Annotated in this window: 14 protein-coding genes; 10 read left to right on the top strand and 4 right to left on the bottom strand. The window is 64.2% G+C overall.

What is annotated here, in order from left to right:
* Positions 1-177: 177 nt before the first annotated feature.
* The 4 genes from AVTE2539_RS25180 to AVTE2539_RS25165 all read left to right on the top strand — a co-directional run bounded on the left by AVTE2539_RS25180 (position 178) and on the right by AVTE2539_RS25165 (position 8,558).
* Positions 178-2,700 (top strand): type VI secretion system Vgr family protein, encoded by a 2,523-nt coding sequence (locus AVTE2539_RS25180; protein WP_284414938.1) that lies wholly within the window; start codon positions 178-180, stop codon positions 2,698-2,700.
* Between the two features lie 36 nt (positions 2,701-2,736).
* On the top strand, positions 2,737-3,168 hold the full coding sequence (locus AVTE2539_RS25175; RefSeq protein ID WP_284414936.1) for a DcrB-related protein: 432 nt from the start codon (positions 2,737-2,739) through the stop codon (positions 3,166-3,168).
* A 65-nt stretch (positions 3,169-3,233) separates the two neighbouring features.
* On the top strand, positions 3,234-8,132 hold the full coding sequence (locus AVTE2539_RS25170; protein WP_284414934.1) for an RHS repeat-associated core domain-containing protein: 4,899 nt from the start codon (positions 3,234-3,236) through the stop codon (positions 8,130-8,132).
* A complete protein-coding gene (locus tag AVTE2539_RS25165) occupies positions 8,133-8,558 on the top strand; it encodes a hypothetical protein (RefSeq protein ID WP_284414932.1) in 426 nt (141 codons plus the stop codon).
* 7 nt (positions 8,559-8,565) lie between these two features.
* Here AVTE2539_RS25165 and AVTE2539_RS25160 read toward each other — a convergent pair whose 3' ends face one another.
* From AVTE2539_RS25160 to AVTE2539_RS25150, 3 genes are all read right to left on the bottom strand, one after another.
* A complete protein-coding gene (locus AVTE2539_RS25160) occupies positions 8,566-9,576 on the bottom strand; it encodes a Bug family tripartite tricarboxylate transporter substrate binding protein (RefSeq protein ID WP_284414930.1) in 1,011 nt (336 codons plus the stop codon).
* A 353-nt stretch (positions 9,577-9,929) separates the two neighbouring features.
* Positions 9,930-12,536, bottom strand: a complete 2,607-nt coding sequence (mobH, locus tag AVTE2539_RS25155) for a MobH family relaxase (RefSeq protein ID WP_284414928.1) — start codon at positions 12,534-12,536, stop codon at positions 9,930-9,932.
* Positions 12,533-13,120 (bottom strand): hypothetical protein, encoded by a 588-nt coding sequence (locus tag AVTE2539_RS25150; protein ID WP_284414926.1) that lies wholly within the window; start codon positions 13,118-13,120, stop codon positions 12,533-12,535. The genes mobH and AVTE2539_RS25150 overlap by 4 nt, the downstream gene beginning before the upstream one ends.
* Before the next feature lie 157 nt (positions 13,121-13,277).
* On the opposite strand from AVTE2539_RS25150, the gene AVTE2539_RS25145 reads away from it, so the two are divergent.
* The 4 genes from AVTE2539_RS25145 to AVTE2539_RS25130 all read left to right on the top strand — a co-directional run bounded on the left by AVTE2539_RS25145 (position 13,278) and on the right by AVTE2539_RS25130 (position 14,638).
* Positions 13,278-13,670: an XRE family transcriptional regulator gene (locus AVTE2539_RS25145; RefSeq protein WP_284414924.1), complete on the top strand. Its 393-nt coding sequence runs from the start codon at positions 13,278-13,280 to the stop codon at positions 13,668-13,670.
* A gap of 37 nt (positions 13,671-13,707) precedes the next feature.
* Positions 13,708-13,974 (top strand): hypothetical protein, encoded by a 267-nt coding sequence (locus AVTE2539_RS25140; protein ID WP_284414922.1) that lies wholly within the window; start codon positions 13,708-13,710, stop codon positions 13,972-13,974.
* A 65-nt stretch (positions 13,975-14,039) separates the two neighbouring features.
* Entirely contained in the window at positions 14,040-14,360 is a 321-nt protein-coding gene (locus tag AVTE2539_RS25135) for a hypothetical protein (RefSeq protein WP_284414920.1), read from the top strand.
* Positions 14,360-14,638: a hypothetical protein gene (locus AVTE2539_RS25130; protein ID WP_284414981.1), complete on the top strand. Its 279-nt coding sequence runs from the start codon at positions 14,360-14,362 to the stop codon at positions 14,636-14,638. Before AVTE2539_RS25135 ends, AVTE2539_RS25130 begins: the two co-directional genes overlap by 1 nt.
* A 26-nt stretch (positions 14,639-14,664) precedes the next feature.
* Here AVTE2539_RS25130 and xopAF read toward each other — a convergent pair whose 3' ends face one another.
* The gene (gene xopAF / locus AVTE2539_RS25125) at positions 14,665-15,432 is read right to left on the bottom strand and encodes a XopAF/AvrXv3 family type III secretion system effector (protein WP_284414918.1); all 768 of its coding nucleotides are present in this window, start codon (positions 15,430-15,432) and stop codon (positions 14,665-14,667) included.
* A gap of 1,173 nt (positions 15,433-16,605) precedes the next feature.
* Between xopAF and pilL2 the strand changes: the two genes are divergently transcribed.
* Positions 16,606-17,166: a PFGI-1 class ICE element type IV pilus protein PilL2 gene (gene pilL2 / locus AVTE2539_RS25120; RefSeq protein WP_284414916.1), complete on the top strand. Its 561-nt coding sequence runs from the start codon at positions 16,606-16,608 to the stop codon at positions 17,164-17,166.
* On the top strand, positions 17,150-18,157 hold the full coding sequence (locus AVTE2539_RS25115; RefSeq protein WP_284414912.1) for a hypothetical protein: 1,008 nt from the start codon (positions 17,150-17,152) through the stop codon (positions 18,155-18,157). The genes pilL2 and AVTE2539_RS25115 overlap by 17 nt, the downstream gene beginning before the upstream one ends.

Raw genomic sequence — 18,157 nt, 5'->3', positions numbered from 1 at the left:
ATTATTGGTATCGTTTTAAATCATAAGTAATTACACCTATTGATCTAATCAAGATAAATCGCTAATTGATCCACGGGGATTACATTTTGAGTCAAATCGGCAGAGGGTGATAAGACGTAAAGGGATATTATCCGCGCATCCATTTCCGTTACAAATCCGGCATGGCCGGCATTCCTCATGACACGCCGAGTCACCATCCAGACGCCCCTGGGCGAGCAGTTGCAGTTTCGCCAGCTGCAGGGCAAAGAAGCGCTCTCCGAGCTGTTCTCCTTGGACGTGGACCTGCTGAGCGAGAGCAAATCCATCGACCCCAAGGCCCTGCTGGGCAAGAGCGCCACCATCGTGGTGGAGACCGAAGGGGGCGGCACGCGCTACCTGGACGGCATCGTCACCCGCTTCGGGCTGCAGGGCCAGGACCACCGCTTCTACACCTACAAGGCCCGCCTGAGCCCCTGGCTGTGGCTGGCCACGCGGCAAAGCGACTTCAAGATCTTTCAGAACAAGACCGTGCCCGACATCATCGAAGAGGTGCTCGGCAAATACGGCTACCCGCTGCAGCGCAAGCTCACCCAGAGCTACCGCACCTGGGACTACTGCGTGCAGTACAACGAGACCGACTGCGCCTTCGTCTCGCGCCTGATGGAGCATGAGGGCATCTACTACTTCCACGAGCACAGCGCCGGCCAGCACATGCTCACCCTGGCCGACGACATCGTCGCCTCACACAGCCCGCTCGCGGGCGCCGCCGTCATCCCGTTCTACCCGCCCGAGAAGGCCGCCGTCGCCGACAAGGAGAACATCCACGCCTGGCAACTGGCGCAGGAGATCAAGCCCGGGCGGCACTACAACGACGACTACGACTTCAAGAAGCCCAAGGCCGACCTGTCCAACATGCGCCAGACCCCGCCGGGGCACGCGCACGACAGCCACGAGATCTACGAATGGCCGGGCGGGTACACCGAGTTCGGCGACGGCGAGAACTACGCGCGCTCGCGCCTGCAGTCCAGCCTGACCGGGCACAGCACCGTGCGGGGCGAGTCGCGCCACCGGGCGCTGGCGCCCGGCTACACCTTCACCCTGGAGAACCACCCGCGCGAGGACCAGAACCAGCAATACCTGCTGACCGGGCTGGAGTACCACTTCAAGGAAAACCCCCAGGTCAGCGCCGTGGCGCCGGGCACCAAGGGCACGCCGCAGGAGGAGGGCTCGTTCCAGAAGTTCACCCTGCAGGCCCAGCCCACCAGCCTGCCCTACACGCCTGCGCGCATCACCCCGAAGCCCAAGACCACCGGCCCGCAGACCGCGGTGGTGGTGGGCCCGCCGGGCGAGGAGATCTGGACCGACCAGTACGGCCGCGTGAAGGTGCAGTTCCACTGGGACCGCATCGGGGCCATGGACGAGAACTCCAGCTGCTGGGTGCGGGTGTCGCACCCCTGGGCGGGCCTGAACTACGGCAGCATCCACATCCCGCGCATCGGGCAGGAAGTCATCGTGGACTTTCTGAACGGCGATCCGGACTACCCTATCATCACCGGGCGGGTGTACAACGGCATCCAGATGCCGCCGTGGAAGCTGCCGGACAACAAGACGCAGTCGGGCACGCTCACCAACTGGAGCAAGGGCGGGGGCGGGGCGAGCATGCTGCGCTTTGAGGACAAGAAGGGCATCGAGCACCTGGAGCTGTCCAACACCTACGGCAACACGTACCTGAACATGGGGTACCTGATGCACCAGGGCAGCGGCTCGCAGCGCGGGTACGGGTTCGAGCTGCGCACGGACCTGTGGGGGTCGATCCGGGCGGACAAGGGCCTGCTGATCACCACGTATCCGCAGGACTTCACCTCCAAGGTGGCGAGCAACAACCCGGACGGGTTCGATCAGTTGGGTGCGACCCTCGCCAGCACCTCTTCACTCATGCAGGAGGCCGGGCAGGCGGTTTCGTCGGTGAACGCCACCATCGGCGCATTGGCCGATGCCAAGTCTTCGCAGATCGCCAGCATGGGGGCGGGCATCGCGGCCATGACCGGGGGCGCGGCGGGCGGCTTGGCCTCGCTGGCCAAGATGGCAAGTTCCCGCTCGGGTGGCGATGGAGGAGGGGGTGCGGAAACGGCCATGCCGACCAACACCGACCCGGCCATGCCGGATGCGCGTGGCCTGATGGATTTGTCCAAGGACATCACCAAGCCGATCGTGTCCATCGTGAGCCCGGAAGGGCAAAGCATGATCAGTCCCAAGCCCATCGTCGTCAGTTCGGGCCAGAGCACGTCGGTGCATGCACAGCAGCACGTGACCATTTCCAGTGGCGCGCAACTCACGCAGTTGGCCAAGGCTGGCATGCTCACGCACGTGACTTCGGGCGGGCAAAGCAACATGGTCTCGGGCGGTGACGTGGCCTCCGTGGCCCAAACCGGCAACATGAATCTGGTGGCGGAGCAGAACATATCGCTGTCCTCCACCAGCCTGAACGCCAACGTGCTGGCCAAGGAAAACGTGGTGGTGAATGCGCAGAGCGACACGGTGTTCGTGAACGCGGGCAAGAACATCACGCAGGTGGCGGGAGAGAGCGTGACCCTGGTGTGCGGCGCCGCGTCCATCACCTTGAAGGCCGATGGCACGATCGTGCTCAATGGCGTGAAAGGCGTCTTCAACTTCCAGGACGACCTCGACCAGTTCGGGAAAAAGATCAACCTCAATTGCTGAGATCTCAGCCTGCGGTCTCATTTCATAAGAAAAAACATGCTTTATCACTTCCAAGAAGGCCACATCACGGCACCGCTCCATGTGACGGACCGCACCATGCACCTGTTGGCGCCCGAGCCCGGCTCCGGCGGCATGACCATCGCGATCTCGAAGGATCCGCTGGAGGCGGACGAAACGCCTCCGGAGTTCTTGAAGCGCCAGTTGAACGATCTTTCCCGGCAAGTGAGCAAATTCACCCGCAGTGAGATCGAGCCCGCATTTTTGGGGGCCGGCCAAAAAATCGGCGGCTCGAAGTTTTCAGTGAGCTACAAGCAGCAGGGCAAAACGGTTTACCACGTGCAGTCGCTGTTCCTGCTGCCGGACACGCGCCAGGTGCTGAGCCTGACGTTTTCGCTGCCGGTCCCTTTCACCGATGAGCACCACAAGATGGTGGGCGATGTCTTGGGGAGTTTCGTCTTGCGTGAGTGACGACGGGGCGACGACCCAAACGCACGTGCCTGAAGGCACGGCTTGAAAAAAGATGGAGACAAAACATGGGCGGACTGGCGGCGGCGAGGCTGGGCGACGACATCGGGCACGTGTCGGTGTGGTCGAGGCTGGCGCGGGTGGGATTGCGGCTGGCGTCGGGGATGGTGGAGACCTTGTTGGTGGCAGGGGCGGTTGCGCTGTTGGCCGGGGTATCGGTGGCCACCATGGGCTGCGGGGCGATCCTGGCGTGCGGCCTGCTGGCCGGCTTCATCGGAGGGGCGACTGGCTGGAGCAGCTACAAGGAAAAGAAGATCCAGGAGATGACCGAGGACATCGGTGAGCTGGAGATCACGGGCAAGCTGGGCATGCAGGGAGCGGGCACCGTGCTCATCGAAAAACGCCTGGCCATGCGGGCCGTCGCCGACTTCACCGCCTGCACCAAGCACTCCTCACCCAACCCCAACTTCATCGCCGAGGGCACAGACAGCGTTTTCATCGAAACTTTTCCCGCTGCGCGCAAGGGCGACAAGCTCATGTGCGCCGCGCAGATCGCCACCGGCGCGGACACCGTCTTTTTCGGCGGCAACAAGACCGCCTACCTCAACGTCGCCGACGACAAACTGTGGTGGGAGACCGCGCTGGAGATCGGTGTCGGCCTGGCCATGGGGCGCGGCAACTTCCTGGGGCGAGTGGGGTGCCTGGCCATGGGCGCCGTCGTCGGCATGGCCGGCGAGTGGCTGGGGCGCGGGTTCCGGTCCCTGATCGGCTATCCCGTGCATCCCGCGACGGGCGGTAAGGTCCTGGACGGCAGCCGTGATACCGACTTCGTGCTCCCCGGGCCGTTGCCCATCGAATGGCGGCGCTTTTACAGCAACCACGATCACCGTCAGAACACCGTGCACGGCGAGGGCTGGAGCGTGCCCTACGACATCGAACTGCATGTCGTGCGCCCAGCGCCCGGCAGCGGCCAGGCCGGACGCCTCGTTTACGTCAATCCGCAGGGGCGGCACATCGAGCTGCCCTGGGTCGAGCCAGGCAACGCCCTCTTCAATACCGGCGAGGGCTTCATCGTCGGGTGCACTGCCGGAGGGCACTTCGAAGTCAGCGGCCTCGACCACATCCACGAGCAATTCGGCCCGGCGCCCGAAGAGCCCGGCACCCATGTCCTCAAGCTCCTGCGCCTGCGCGACCGTTTCGGGCACTGGATCGCGTTGCGCTACGACCGCGCGCGGCGCCTGGCGGGCCTCACCGACCACCTGGGGCGCGTGCTGCGGCTGGACTACGCGGGCCAGTCCCGCCAAGTGCAGTCCATTCAACTGGTGCAGGCCGCCCCCGGCGAGCAACTGGGCCTGCTGGCCAGCTACCGCTATGCGGCCGAGAGTCCCCATCAGGATCGCCAGGGCCCCGATCATTCGCCCGAAGACCCCGCGCCCGGCCAGCTCATCGAAGTGCTCGACCGCACGCGCAGCCTCACCCGGCGCTTCGCCTATACCGAACGACTCATGGTCCTGCAGGTTGATGCCGGCGGCTTTGCAGGCCACTACGCCTGGGAGAGCGCCGCACAGGCCAGCGGCCCCGAGCGCCAGGACGGCGCGCGCGGCCCCCAGGGCCAGCGCCTGCGCGACTGCCGCGTCGTGCGCCACTGGACCGAGGACGGCGAAACCTACGACATCGCCTACACCCTAACCGGCGAGGACGTCATTGCGAACGGGGGGGCGCAATCCGGCGGCGGCGAAACGACCGCCACCGACCAGCTGGGCCGCTGCCAGAGCTGGCGCTGGGACCGCCATCACAACCTCACCCGATACCAGAACCCCCTGGGCCACACCTGGCAGCTGTGCTGGAGCGAGCGGCGCGAACTGCTCGCCTGCACCCGGCCCAGCGGCGCCACCATCACCTTCCAGTACGACGAGAACGCCCTGCAGATCGGTGTCATCGACCCGCTGGGCCACCTTACGCGCACGCTGTGGGACAGCCGCTGGTTCGTGCCCCTGCGCGTGACCGGGCCCGACGGCGCCACTTGGCGCTGGGAATACGACGACCGTGGCCTGCCCACCACCGAAACCACGCCGGACGGCCGCACCACCGAGACCGCCTGGGACGCCAGCGGCCTGCCCGTGCAGATCACCGACGCGCGGGGCGGGCGCAGCACCCTCGTGTGGAACGAGCGCGCGCTGCTCATGCGCCACACCGACTGCTCCGGGCAAAGCACCCACTACGCCTACGACGGGCATGGGCAGTTGCAACGTGTCACCGACGCGCTCGGGCAGGTCACCCGCAGCACCTTCGATGCGCGCGGGCGCCTCGTGTCCGTGGCCCTGCCCGACGGCAGCAGCCAGACCTTCGCGCACGACAACGCCGGGCGCCTCTTGCAGCACACCGATGCACTCTCGCGCGCCACGCGCTATGGCTACAACACGCGGGGCCAGCGCCTGTGGCGCGTGGACGCCGAGGGGCGGCAAAGCGGCGTGCGCTACGACGCGGCGCACCGCATGGCCGAGTTCACGACAGAAAACGGCGCCAGCTACCGCTTCGGCTACGACGCGGGCGACCGGCTCATCGAAGAAGTGCGCGTGGACGGCACGCGCATCGCGCTCGAATACGACCCTGACGGCCAGGTCAGCGCCATTACCCACCACGCGGGCGGGGGCGATGACGTGTTCGGGGACATCGAAGCCCAGGCCGCCGAAGGCACCTTGGCACAAGGCGCCAAAGCGCGGAGCGCCATGCCTGTGCGGCGCACCGAGCTCGTGCGCGACGCGCTCGGGCGCCTCATAGAAAAGCGCTGCCAGGGCCAGATCCTGCGCTACCGGCACGATGCCGCGGGACGCGTGGTGGAGGCCGCGCGCCTGCGTGTGGTGGGAGCAGGAGAGGGCGAACATGGCCACCAAGGGCCCGCTCGGGAAGCACTGCTGCACACCGTGCGCTTCGAATACGACGCCGTGGGCCATCTGGTGGCCGAGCACGCCACGGATGCGGTCACCGGGCACACCCACCGCCTGCGCCATGCGCACGACGCACTCGGGCACCGCACGCGCACCGAACTGCCTGCCGTCGCCCGGCCAGGCGGCCGGGTGCTGCAGCGCAGCCTGAACTACCTGCGCTACGGCTCGGGGCACTTGCACCGCATCGACCTCGGTCTGCGGGAATCGCTGACGGCAGAAGAAGTTGAAGAGGCCGCCGAAGCTGCAAGAGAAGAAGGCGATGACTTGACTACCTTGCCGGCGAGCGAGGCGAACCGGCTGATCGCCGACTTCGAGCGCGATGCGCTGCACCGCGAAGTTCACCGCAGCCAGGGCAGCCTGGGCACGCGCTATCTGCTCGATCCGCTCGGACGGCGCGTTGGCAGCTGGACGCGCTCGGATGCGGGCCTGCAGGCGGCGGGCTGGGAGCGCGAGTGGCATCAGCAGCAGGTGGAATTGGCCGAGCACGGCCCCAGCCATGCCACCGGCCTGCTCAAGCAATACCGCTACGACGCGGCGGGCGAACTGCGCGACAGCGTTCACAGCCACAAGGGGCGCAGCAGCTTCCAGTACGACGGCACCGGGCGGGTGCTGCAGGCCTTGCGCCTGGGGCCGGGGGCCGGGCAGGGCGCGCCGAATGCATCGGGCGCATCAGGCACCGAGCGGACGCAGGAGCGTTTCGACTATGACCCCGCCGGCAACCTGATGGACTCGCAGGCAAGTCATGGGGTGGGAGCGGGGCCGGCGGGCGCCGGTTCGCGCGGCTACCTGCGCGACAACCTCGTGCGCGTGTACGAGGACAAGCGCTACGCCTACGACGGCCTGGGCCGCCTGATTCAGAAAAAGAGCGGGCGGCACACGCTTCAGCACTTCGAGTGGGATGCGGAGGACCAACTGGTGGCCGTGACCACGGTGCGCCGCCCGGGCACGGCCGAGGCCACGCGGCAGGTCACGCGCTACCGTTACGACGCGCTGGGGCGGCGGGTGGCGAGCGAGGACGCATTCGGGGTGACGGAGTTCGTGTGGGAGGGGATGCGGCTGATCGAAGAGCGCCGCGGGACGCGGGTGACCAGCTATGTGTATGAGCCGGGCGGCTATGTGCCGCTGGCGCGCATCGATGCGCAAGGGGGCAGGGTGGCCGAAGCTGCGCAGACGGCTGTGCCAGTCACGGGGCGGGCCTGGGAACAGGCCGCGCCACGCGAAGAGGCGCCGGACAGCGCGCAGATCTACTACTTCCATGCCGACCCCTCCGGCGTGCCGGAGGAACTGACCGACCCCGAGGGCCAGGTGCGCTGGCGCGCCAGCTACCGCACCTGGGGCGGGGCGCTCAAGGAGCAGTGGGAGGCGGTGCGCATCGACGGCAGCGCCATCCCCGAGGCGCAGGCGCACGGCCGGGGCGAGGCGATCGAGCAGAACCTGCGGCTGCAGGGCCAGTATTTGGACCGGGACACGGGGCTGCACTACAACACGTTCCGCTTCTACGACCCGGACATCGGGCGCTTCATCAGCGCCGACCCCATCGGACTGGCGGGCGGCAGCCATCTGCATCTCTATGCGGACAATCCATTGCGGTGGACCGACCCTTGGGGCCTGGAAAAGTACGTCATCATCGGCGAGGGTCAGGGCGCGGTGGAGGCCTATGCCAAGGCGATGAGAGACAACCCGCGGCTGTCGGGACACGAGTTCAGAACGATCAAGAAGGACTGGCCTGGAGTCATCCGTTCCAGTGGCGCCTCCACGGAAGCCATGAGTTCCTACGAATGGGAGCGCAAGGCCGTGCAAGGCAATATTGACTGGATCAATGATCGCCATGCAGAAGGTTATAAATTCATCGATATCGGGGCCGATGGCGCAGAAAATCGAAGCTCTTTTTATCTCGCGGAGAAACAGGCTTTGACGGATCTTGGCGTCAAACCAGCGAGAGGGAATGCGGCGGCCATTGCTGCCGCGCGAGCAGCGGCGCCTGTGAGCGGCCGGCCGAAATCCAAATTGGGATGCTGAATGGGTTCTTCTTTTTCCAACGAGTACATCGCCACGTGGATCCATGTGCCCATACCGCGGCATGGCGAAGAAAGAGCGCGAAATTTCTACGAGAAAGACCTCGGGTTCAAAAGAAGCTATAGCGAGTTTTGGGTGGCAGAAGACGGCTTGGTGCGTTTGCAACTCAAGTTCGTGGAACACGTTGAAAAAATCAACGCGCTCCAGCCGTCATCGCTGTGCAGCATCTTCCTGAAGGGCGACTTTCTCTCGCTGTGCGAGCGCTGGGTACACCAAGGCGTGTCCATCGAATTGCTGCAACTCGATCCTGGAGGCTTCACGGCAGTCGTTTTGGACCCCTTCCTCAATCGCCTTGAGTTTCGTGGCGATGAAGAGTCCAGCGATTTCTCGATCGACACGAGTCAGTGGCCTTTTTTTCGCCGTGCTTAGCTGATCTTCAGCCCATTCCTTCGGGTTTGATCTGGGCGCGCGCAATGACGGGTTTCCAGCGCGCCTGTTCTGATTTGATGAAGGCGTCGAATTCCGCACTGGTGTTTCCAACCGCCAAAGCCGTTTCCTGAGACAGCTTCTCCTTGACCAGAGAGCTTCGCGCTGCCTTGACGGCCTCGGTTTCCAGTTTCGCCAGATGGGCCTTGGGCCATTTGCTGGGAGCCATCAGCCCGTACCACTGGGTCATTTCGAAGCCTTTGAACCCCTGTTCAGCCACCGTGGGCACATCCGGCAATTGGGGAAGCCGTTGTGCAGTCCCCGTGGCAATGCAGCGCAATTTCCCGGCCTTGATGAAAGGCAGCAGGGCAGGTGCGCCCACGGCTGCAGCCTGCAGACGTCCGGCCATCAGGTCGGTGAGCATGGGGCCCGTTCCCCGATAAGGCACGTGCAACATGAACGTGTCGGTCACCATCTTCAAATACTCGAATGCCAGATGGCCAGCGCTGCCATTTCCCGCCGAACCGTAATTGAGCTGGCCAGGGCGGGCTTTTGCGTAAGCAATGAACTCCGACAGACTTTTGATCGGCAGGTCCGGATGCACCACGTACAAGCTCGGCACTTTGGATACCAGCGTGATGGGAGCAAAGTCGCGGTTGGCGTCGTATGCCAGTTTCGGAAAGATGTAGGGGTTCACCGCCAACGTGCCGATGTGGCCCAGGATCAAAGTGTGCTCATCGGTACTGTTGGCGACTTCCTGCATGGCGATGTTTCCTGCAGCGCCCGGCTTGTTGTCCACGAATACGTTCTGACCGATGGTCTTGGACATTTCTGCAGCGACCGCGCGGGCTACGATTTCGGAGCTGCCGCCGGGCGCAAATGGGACCACCAGTCGTAGTGGTTTCGTAGGCCAGGTGGATTGGGCACTCCCGATACGCCATGGCAGAAGCGAAACGGCTGCGGCAGAGCCCGAGAGGACGAGGCGACGGCGGCTGAGTACCGCCGGATGTGAAATGCGCATGGCTTGTCTCCATATCGTTGTGGTCAAGCAAACTGCGGATGGTGCAGATGCAGGGGCTTGCTCAGCTTAATGCAAGGCGGGCGTGGCATGGTGAGACTCAAAGCAGATCACGCAAGCATCATGTTTTAGTAATTTTACATAATATCCATCGTATCTAGTCAGTAGATATTAAAAAATGGGATCAATATCCCGACAGATAGATGCAAATGATGCAATTACGACCAACTCCTCCGCTGAATCGCACGGTGTGGACTGTAGGTGCATCCAGCTAGCCGTGTCAATCGTCGAACTGCCGGCTTTGTGTCCAGACGATTCTTTTCTGACTTCAAACTGACTCGGTGTGTGATGGTTGATCACTCCAGCTTGAGTACCGGGTTCGGTGGCGGCACCGGCACGACCCAGCGGTCGGGTTCGGACAGGACGACGGCAGCGAGCCGTCCGACGCTGGCGCCGCCACGGCCCATGACCTGGTAGCGCAAAATGTTCACGCGGCCCTTGCCCTGGCCCGAGGTCATGCGGTGCCAGCCGGCCTTGATGACCTCGCGCTGCACCTGCAGGCCCGTTGCGTCGGCTTGATCGGCGGGCCCGGTCTCTCGGGCGTAGAGTTTGAAGATCAGCGGCGACACCAGCGCCATGCCTTCTTCCACAAAATGCACGGCGGCGCCGGTCTCGTTGTGCTTGATCTCGCGGCTTGCCAAGCCGTTTTGCAGCCAGCGCATGAAGGCGATGGCGACCTCGCTGGGCTCGACCTTGCGGGCGGCAGCTTCGTGCGGCAGCTCGGGCAGGTGCGGCGCCAGGACCACGGGCGTGGGCTGAGTGCGCGCCGAAGTCTCAGGGGCCGAGCCGAACAGCGGACGCACGAAGCCGGCCTCGGGCCGCTGCGGGGGCGTGGCCGTCGATGGTGCCGTGTCACGCGGGGACGCCGGCGTCGGTGCCGCTGCGGGCACCTTCGACGTTGATGCAGCCTTTGATTTGGGCGCGGGCTGTTCCGGTGCAGGCGCTGCAGGTGCTTTCTTGCCGTTCGGCGTTGGCGCATTCTTGGGCGCCACCGGCGGTGGCCTGGACAGCGCTGCCGGCGTGCTGGAACGCACAGGCGCGGGCGCGGCGGTGCGCACGTCGTCGTCCTCGTCCAGCCATCCATCATCGACGTCGAAGCCATCGTCCTTGCCCCCGATGCGGATCACATCATCCAAGGGCGGGAATGTGGGCTCTGGGCGTTGGGGTGCTTTCGCCTGTGCAGGCGGTTTGGTTGGTACGGCAGCAGCTGGTGCTGGCGCAGTTGCCTGTGTGGCCGCTGCAGGATCTGCCGCAATCTCCTGCGCATTGCCGTTCGATCCTGCTGCAGGCTTGGGCTTGGGCCGGTTGAACGCTGGGGCCTTGAGCTGGTTCTCGTTGGGCTTTTGAGAAGTTGCCGCAGCCTTGGACTTGTTGCGGTTTGCTCCAGCCTCCTGGGCGTGGGATGCCGCATCCTTGCCGGCTTGCCTCGATGCACGCGCTGCATCAGCGCTTTCGGCGCCCTGCTGCACCGACACCTGCCCTGCCCCATCCTCCTGGTCGCCCTCTCCTGCTGCTTCATCCTTGCGTTTGTCCCGCACCACGATGCGGCCGGCCATCGGCTGGGGGTACTGGCTCGGATCGTCATAGAGCTTGGCCAATGGAAACCTCAGCATGGTCAGCGAGTGGCTGTAGCCTGCTGCAGCCTTGTCCTGAGGCGTTGCGGCAGCTTCCTGCGGGTCTGTCGCACTGTCGGCATTGCCTGCTGCATCCTGGGCCTGACCCTGCACCGTCACGTACCAGATCGCCTGGCCGCTGTGCGGATTCACCTCGATGCAGCCGTACTCCTGCCAGGTGTCGAACAGCCGGTCGTTCTTGGCCTCGCCCGGTACGGCTTCCTCGGGGGCATGGTCCTTGATCCAGGTGCGCACGCCATCGGCAAGGCGCTTGGCCACGAACCACATCGAGCCGTCATGCACCCAGCCCGCCGCGCCCGAGCGGTTCAGCGGCAGCGCGGTGCCCGCGCGCAGCATGGCCTTGACCGCATTCATCAGCAGGTCGATGAGCGGGATCGCATTGCTGGTGGTGAACCGCGCCCGGCTGCCGTGCAGCAAAGCCCGCTGGGTCGATGCCTGATCGGCGCGGCCGACGATGCTCGCCACCAGCCCATCCTTCGTCCCCGAAAGGAAGCGGGTCAGCGCCTCCAGCGTGTGCGGCCGGCGCGCGAGAAACGTCACCGCCGTGGCCGGTGCGATCTGGCCCAGCAGCGTGACCGCCAGGCGCGAATGCGCGCCATAGTCCCTTGCGGATTTGGGGGCGAACTCCACGAGGTACTCTGCCGCCCTGCCCGGCTCGATCCGCGTCATCGGTCCCCCGATCGGATTCCACCGGGTGCGCTCCGTCGCCCCGGGCGTGCGCCAGGTCACGCGCAGATCCGTCATGGGCTTGGCGATGTCGTGCAGCAGCGCAGCGAAGAACACCACGTAGGTCCACTCGTCGCGCTCCGCGTCGATCTGCTCGATGGGGGCGCCCTCGGGCAGGAAGTGCCCGTTGCGCCAGGTCATGGCCGCCAGGAGCATCTCCAGGGTGTGGGCCAGCAGCCCGCCCACATGCGCGTGGTGATGGGCCTCGGACGCCGGCATCAGCTGCACCATCTCTGCGTAGCGGTGGATCGCGGGCAGCAGATCGCGCTGCCACACGCTGTGCGCCAGGCGCGACTGGCGCCACATGTCCTGCATGGCCTTGTCCGCGTTCACGCACACCAGCAGCTCATCGGCGGGCAGCAGGCGCAGCCACCCCTGCTCCGAGCCCTCCACCGCGATGCGTCGCGGCGTGTTGGGTGGGCTGGGTGTGGACGGTGTGGGTGCCGCGGCGGGAAGGGTTGCACGAGCGGGCACGCCCTGACGCCCAAGCATCAGGCCTGCATCCACCCACCGGCTGCGAAGCCATTCGAGCGATCGCTTCATGCGGGCGCCAGCAGGTAGCGCGACAGTTGCTCAAGCCATGGCTTGGATGCCGGCCGACTGTCATCGACGCAAAGCCAGTCCTCGTCCACATGCGGCATCTCGATGAAGTCCAGCCAGCATTGCTCCAGCGGACTCCACAAGCAAGCGGATGCCTCGGGCCGGTGTTCATTGCCCCACCAGGCGCGCACGCGTACCAAGTCCAGGGTTAGCAGATCCTGCACGATGGCAAGCCGGCGGGCGTGGGCCACCCGAACATCCAAACTTGCGGCAGCTTCACCGGGGATGCGGCAGACATGCCGGAGCAACACGTCGCGAACGCAGATGTTGGGTGCTTGCCAGTCCTCTAGGTGGCGCTCCAGCCCGTCGTAGCGGCCCAGCCATTGCAGCAGCCTTGATGTCCAGTTGGCCAGGCCCAGCGAGGACAGATGCTGCACGATCGCGTAGACCGCGTGGGCGTGATCCAGCGCATCGCGGCCGGAGTGCGGCCATCCCGCGTTGGGGGCGGGGTTGCTGTGCTGCGCCCTCAGTCGCGGTTGCCGCGCAGGGCTGGGCGGCGAGAATTCTGGGTCCAGTGCTTCTTCCATGATGGCGCAGCACTGTATTGACAACGGGCCAGGCAGGCCAGCGAGAACCCTGCGCGATGTCGCGGAGGGTTTACGCTTGCTTGGCCGGTCCGGTTCTGCTAAGCATGCATGAAACAAAGAAAGGGAATGAATGCCGACCATGAAACAGTCGCCTGACATGAAGCAGCAGTTCGCTCAAACACTGCGACAGGCGATGGAAAACGCTGGCTATGCGGCCAAGCCCGCCGTGCTACAGCGCGAGTTCAACAGCCGGCGCCCGGCCGACAAGCCGATCACGCTGCATGGCGTGCGCCGCTGGTTGATGGGAGAGACCATTCCCAGCTACCCCAAGCTGCAGGCGCTTTCCGATTGGTTGGGAGTGCCGGTGCACGAACTCATGCATGGGGCCAAAAGCCCTTCGGTCAAACCATCCAACTCGCCACGACCCATGGCACCTGACGACCGAACCGCAGTGGAGGCATTCCTCAATCTGCCAGCTGCTCCGCGACGCATTGCACGGGATGTGATACTTGCCATCGCCCGTGCGAACGAGGTCGGCAGAACCTCGTGATCGACCGGGTTCTACAAACTACAAAAGGGAGTTTTCTATGAGATTGAATCGTCTGGACTTGGCCGGCTTGTTGGGTGGTGCGATGCGTCCTGGGGCGGACATTGGTCCCGCCGACACGCAGTTGGAGGGCAGTTACCGGCGTGGCTATCAGCAAGCCATCGCCGAGGTGGCCGCGCAGATGCGCGCCGACCAGGACGTAACCCCGGAACTACTGGATGCCTGGGTGGAAGGCGTGGGCATGCAGTGGCGGCATGTCAGTCCCCTGCATCGCAAGATTCTTGCGCCGGCACTGATCGAGACCTGAAATTGGGACCCCGCCGAAAGGCGGTATCGATATACTGGTGTTTCATACAGTCATTGGAGAGCGCCATGAACGCCATCGAAACCCGATACACGGTTGCACTGCGCGACTGCCCCACCCTGCCTGCGAGCGAGCGCATTGCGGCTGAGGCCGCCTACGCCCGCTCACTGGAACGCCTGCTTGGTGGACCGGAGGGCGTCGTGGACACCCTCGCATCCGTGCAACGCATTCAGGAGCAGGAGGACGATGATGCTTCGCCCGAAGCCCGCACTCGGGCCCTGGCGACGATCAACCGCTGGGCGAAGGCGGCTGCGGCAGCGCGCCAGGCCGGCTTCGCTGAGTTGCAAGGCGAGGCCGAGGAAGGCTACTTCGAAGTCCGGCTGGACTGATTGCCATGGACCAGATCGCCATCGCCATTATGGGCGCGGCCGCTGCCTGGCTCTCGCAGTCGCGTGATCCAGCGCAGGCACGATGGGCTTGCATCTTCGGGATGCTGGGCCAGCCCTTCTGGTTCTATGCCGCCTGGAAAGCCAGCCAGTGGGGCATCTTCGTGGTGTGCGTGCTGTATGCGATCGCCTGGATGCGGGGACTGTGGGTGCACTGGCTCTCGCCTCGGCGAGCGACGGGTGTGGGGACGATCCAGATTACGCCAGGGCGGGAGCGTTGATTTCTCATTCGTGTTTATGCTCAGTCTTACACCGCCACGATCTGTGTCACAAACTGCACAGAATGATCATCTCGAATCACCGCGCCAAGCGGAGTATTTGTCAGGCGGTTTTCGCAGGTCTCGTCAAATTCAATTGGTACGTTTTGCTGTGCAAAAAGAAATTGCAGTGCTCTTGCCGTGCCAGTTGAGATGCCGCCATCTGCATCACCGCCATGCATGGCGACCCGCATCGTTAGGCCCTGCTGTTTGATTTCCTCAATGTAATCGCGAATGGATGCAAGAACTTCGTCTGGCATCAATTCATCATGCACAAATGGAAGCAAATGAAACACGCGCACTTTTGCGCCTGGCAGGGAATTTCCAGTGTATGGGTCAAAATTCTCTGAAGCGCAAGCTACAGCAATACATGCTGTCATATTGTCAGTAACCACGAGCTGGTTTGGCTGACTGGTTCCAGTGCTGTACAGGTGTCTTGTACTTTCCGTATTGGGCACCGTACCGTTGAAGCCTGCGACTTTCACCGTCACGCCTTTATGGAGTTCAAAACTGTAGCGATGAGGCACTGAATTCGCGGGTGTGTCGATGCGAACGCAGGGAGGATAGATTGAATTGTTCCTGTTCTTAATGGGGGAATTCTGGTGGTTCCGTTCCGACTGGTACATTTCTTTGGGAACCATTACAAGCGTTTGCATGTTAAAGCGGCGTCCCAGGCGGTGGTGAGAAACCTTGACGCTCTCTTCGCTAGAGGCGGGCGTGCTTCTATTGCGCAATCCATCAAGCGCTCCCCGATTCATGGAGGTTGATGCTTGAGTCGGGCGCCCCGGTGATGTCGAGGCATCACTCGAACGCGGTGGAGACCCGGTTCCTGAAAACGATTTTTTCTGTGCTGAAATGCATTGTCCCACGGCTATAATCCTTGATGAAAAAGAGCATGCTATGGGAGTTGAGCAATGACTTCACGAAGATGCGGAACTCATTCGCTCCGTCGCGAAGTCCATGGCGAGTGATTTAGCTGCGGACTGCCTCAAAGAAAGCAATGGATGCTGGGCTGCTGCAAGCTTTTTTTGCTCAGATCCCAGGCTAATGCTGAAATCATCAAATGGTGTATCTGCGGCATGTTCGCGGCAGTCGGGCTGTTCGCCACCATCGCCAAGCTCTGGCACTGAAACAGATTACTCCACCCCTTTGGCCCGCCTCGTGCGGGCTTTTTTCTTTCTGCTGCGACAGTGCTGCTGGCCAGAGCTGAGGCAGAGGTCCCGACGCTTGGTCCTTATGCAATTCGACGGTGGCCCGATCAGTCGGCGATAGGCTGGCCCACCTCTACGGCGTATGGCTGAAACTCGCACATGTTGTATGTAGTATTTATATACAACATACAAATAATACATGACGGCCTCCAACTCGGCAGGCCTCGCAAGCCCTTTCACTCACCGCTCGCAAACTGCATAACTGCCGTGCTGCCCGGGCTGTCGCAGGGTATTTCGGGATCATGGGCAGGCGCCCCGCCGCCGACCCATGACTCATCGCCCGTAAAAGCCCTTTCCCCTGTCCCCGTAGGCCCTTTCGTGCGTCCGACGATTTAGGAGGACGCACGCCCTTTGGATACGCCCCTTGCTCCAGTAGGAAACCCTTTGCCCGTAGGCCCCCGCCCTCGGGGGGCGCCTTTCTCCTGCATGCGCCTTTCACCTGCGGTATTTCACGGAATTCCGCAGCTTTTATTGCCTACCACTGTGCGGAACGCCCGTCAAGCGTAAACCGTCCGCCACGTAGCGGAGGGTTTCGGCTTGAGGCCACTACCTACAAAAAAGACACTGCCGGCCATTGGCGACGTTTGCCCGGATGGGTGACGTCTTTGGCCCGCAGTCTCTTGGCTTGCGGGCGTTTTCTCTACAGGTGGTGGATTCATGGGGCAGGCGCACGCAAAGGCGGCAAGTGCAGCGGCACGGGTTGCGGTGATGGGCACGGCGATGGGAGTGCTTGGCTGGCTGGCGATGCCGGCCCAGGCGCAGGCAGTGGGCGATGGATCGGTGCGCACCGGCCGCTACAGCACGCAGCAGGCGGTGCCGGTGGCAAGCGCCAGCGACCCGCTCGCCGTGTTCGCCACCATCACGTTCCCGCGCCAGCAGGTGCGTACCGTGGGCGATGCCGTGCGCCACACGCTCCTGCGCACGGGTTGGCAGATGGTGGACGTCGCGGCGCTCTCGCCCGAAGCGGCTCGCTTCCTGATGCTGCCGCTGCCCGAGTCGCAGCGCGTTCTGGGCCCCTACCGGGTACAGGACATCCTGGATCTCCTTTTGGGCACCACCTGGCAGTGGCACCACGATCCGGTGCAAAGACGTCTCTGGTTCACCGTGACGCCTGCCTATGCGCAACTGACGCAGGCCAGCACCACCGCGGCTTCGGTCGGTGCGATCACGAAGCCCGTGCCCGACCGAGATGCTCAGTCGTTGACGGGAACGCCGCTCGACGCTACACGCAACACCGCACCGACCACTGCGCAGGAGACCCGCGATGCAGCAGCACGTTGAACCGCACATGGCCCGCGACACGGCGCAAGATCCTGGCCAGCGCGCCCATCGGGATCACGAGATCGACCTCCTGCTGGACCACCAGGACGACGTGCATCGTCAGGACGGCCAGCCGATCGATGGCCAGGATGCCGCCAGGGCATGGCACCCAGACACCGCTGCGATGCCGCTGGCAGATGACCCGCAAGCGCCAGCGGATGCCAGTGCTCGCCGGCGCCGACCATTCGGCAAGGCGACCACCGGGATCCTGGTCCTGCTGCTGACCCTGATCGCCTGGACGGCTTACGGCCGCTGGATGCGCTCGGATGTCCCGCTGGCGCCCGAACCGGCCCAGCCGGCCGCACTGGCCCAGCCGGCCGAACCTGCGGCCACGGCTGATGTAGCCCAGGCCGATCCGGTCTCGACTGCGGCCAGCCTCGCCGCGGCGCCGCCGCCGCCGGCATCGGCCTCAATGGCGACCGCGAGCGCGGTGGTGCCGCAGGCCTTGCCGGAGCCGACGCATCCGGAACTGCCCGCGATCGACGTCGCACCTACTTTGGCCAGCATGCCGAGACCCGGCACCGTTGATGCCGGCGCGGCGGCACCCACCGACGCCCAGGATCAGCGCCTGGATCGCCTGGAGTCCCAGCTCGCCCGCATCGAAACGCTGCTGACGCAGCGCACTGCGAACCAGGCACCGCCTACCGCCGCTGCCGCCGTTCCGGGCACACGCCAACTGGTCCGGCCCCGCGCTCCAGCCGCCAAGCCTGCCGCCGCTGCTCCGCCAGAGGCTCCGAAGCTCGCCGGCCAGTTGCTGTCGGTGGACATTTGGGACGGGCGTCCTTCCATCGTCGTTGGCACCGGAGAGACCGCCGACCAGCGCGTGCGGGTGCTGCAACAGGGCGACTCCTACAACGGCATCATCCTCAAATCCATCGACGTGGCCGCGCGCCGCGCCACGTTCGACGTGGGCCAGGGCCGTCTGGTCCAGCTGTCCGTGGAGGGTCAGTGA

The sequence above is a fragment of the Acidovorax sp. SUPP2539 genome (assembly GCF_030158975.1).
Taxonomy (GTDB): Bacteria; Pseudomonadota; Gammaproteobacteria; order Burkholderiales; family Burkholderiaceae_C; genus Paracidovorax.
The sequence above is the reverse complement of the archived record's forward strand: the minus strand, read 5'-3'. Positions and strand labels throughout refer to the sequence as shown.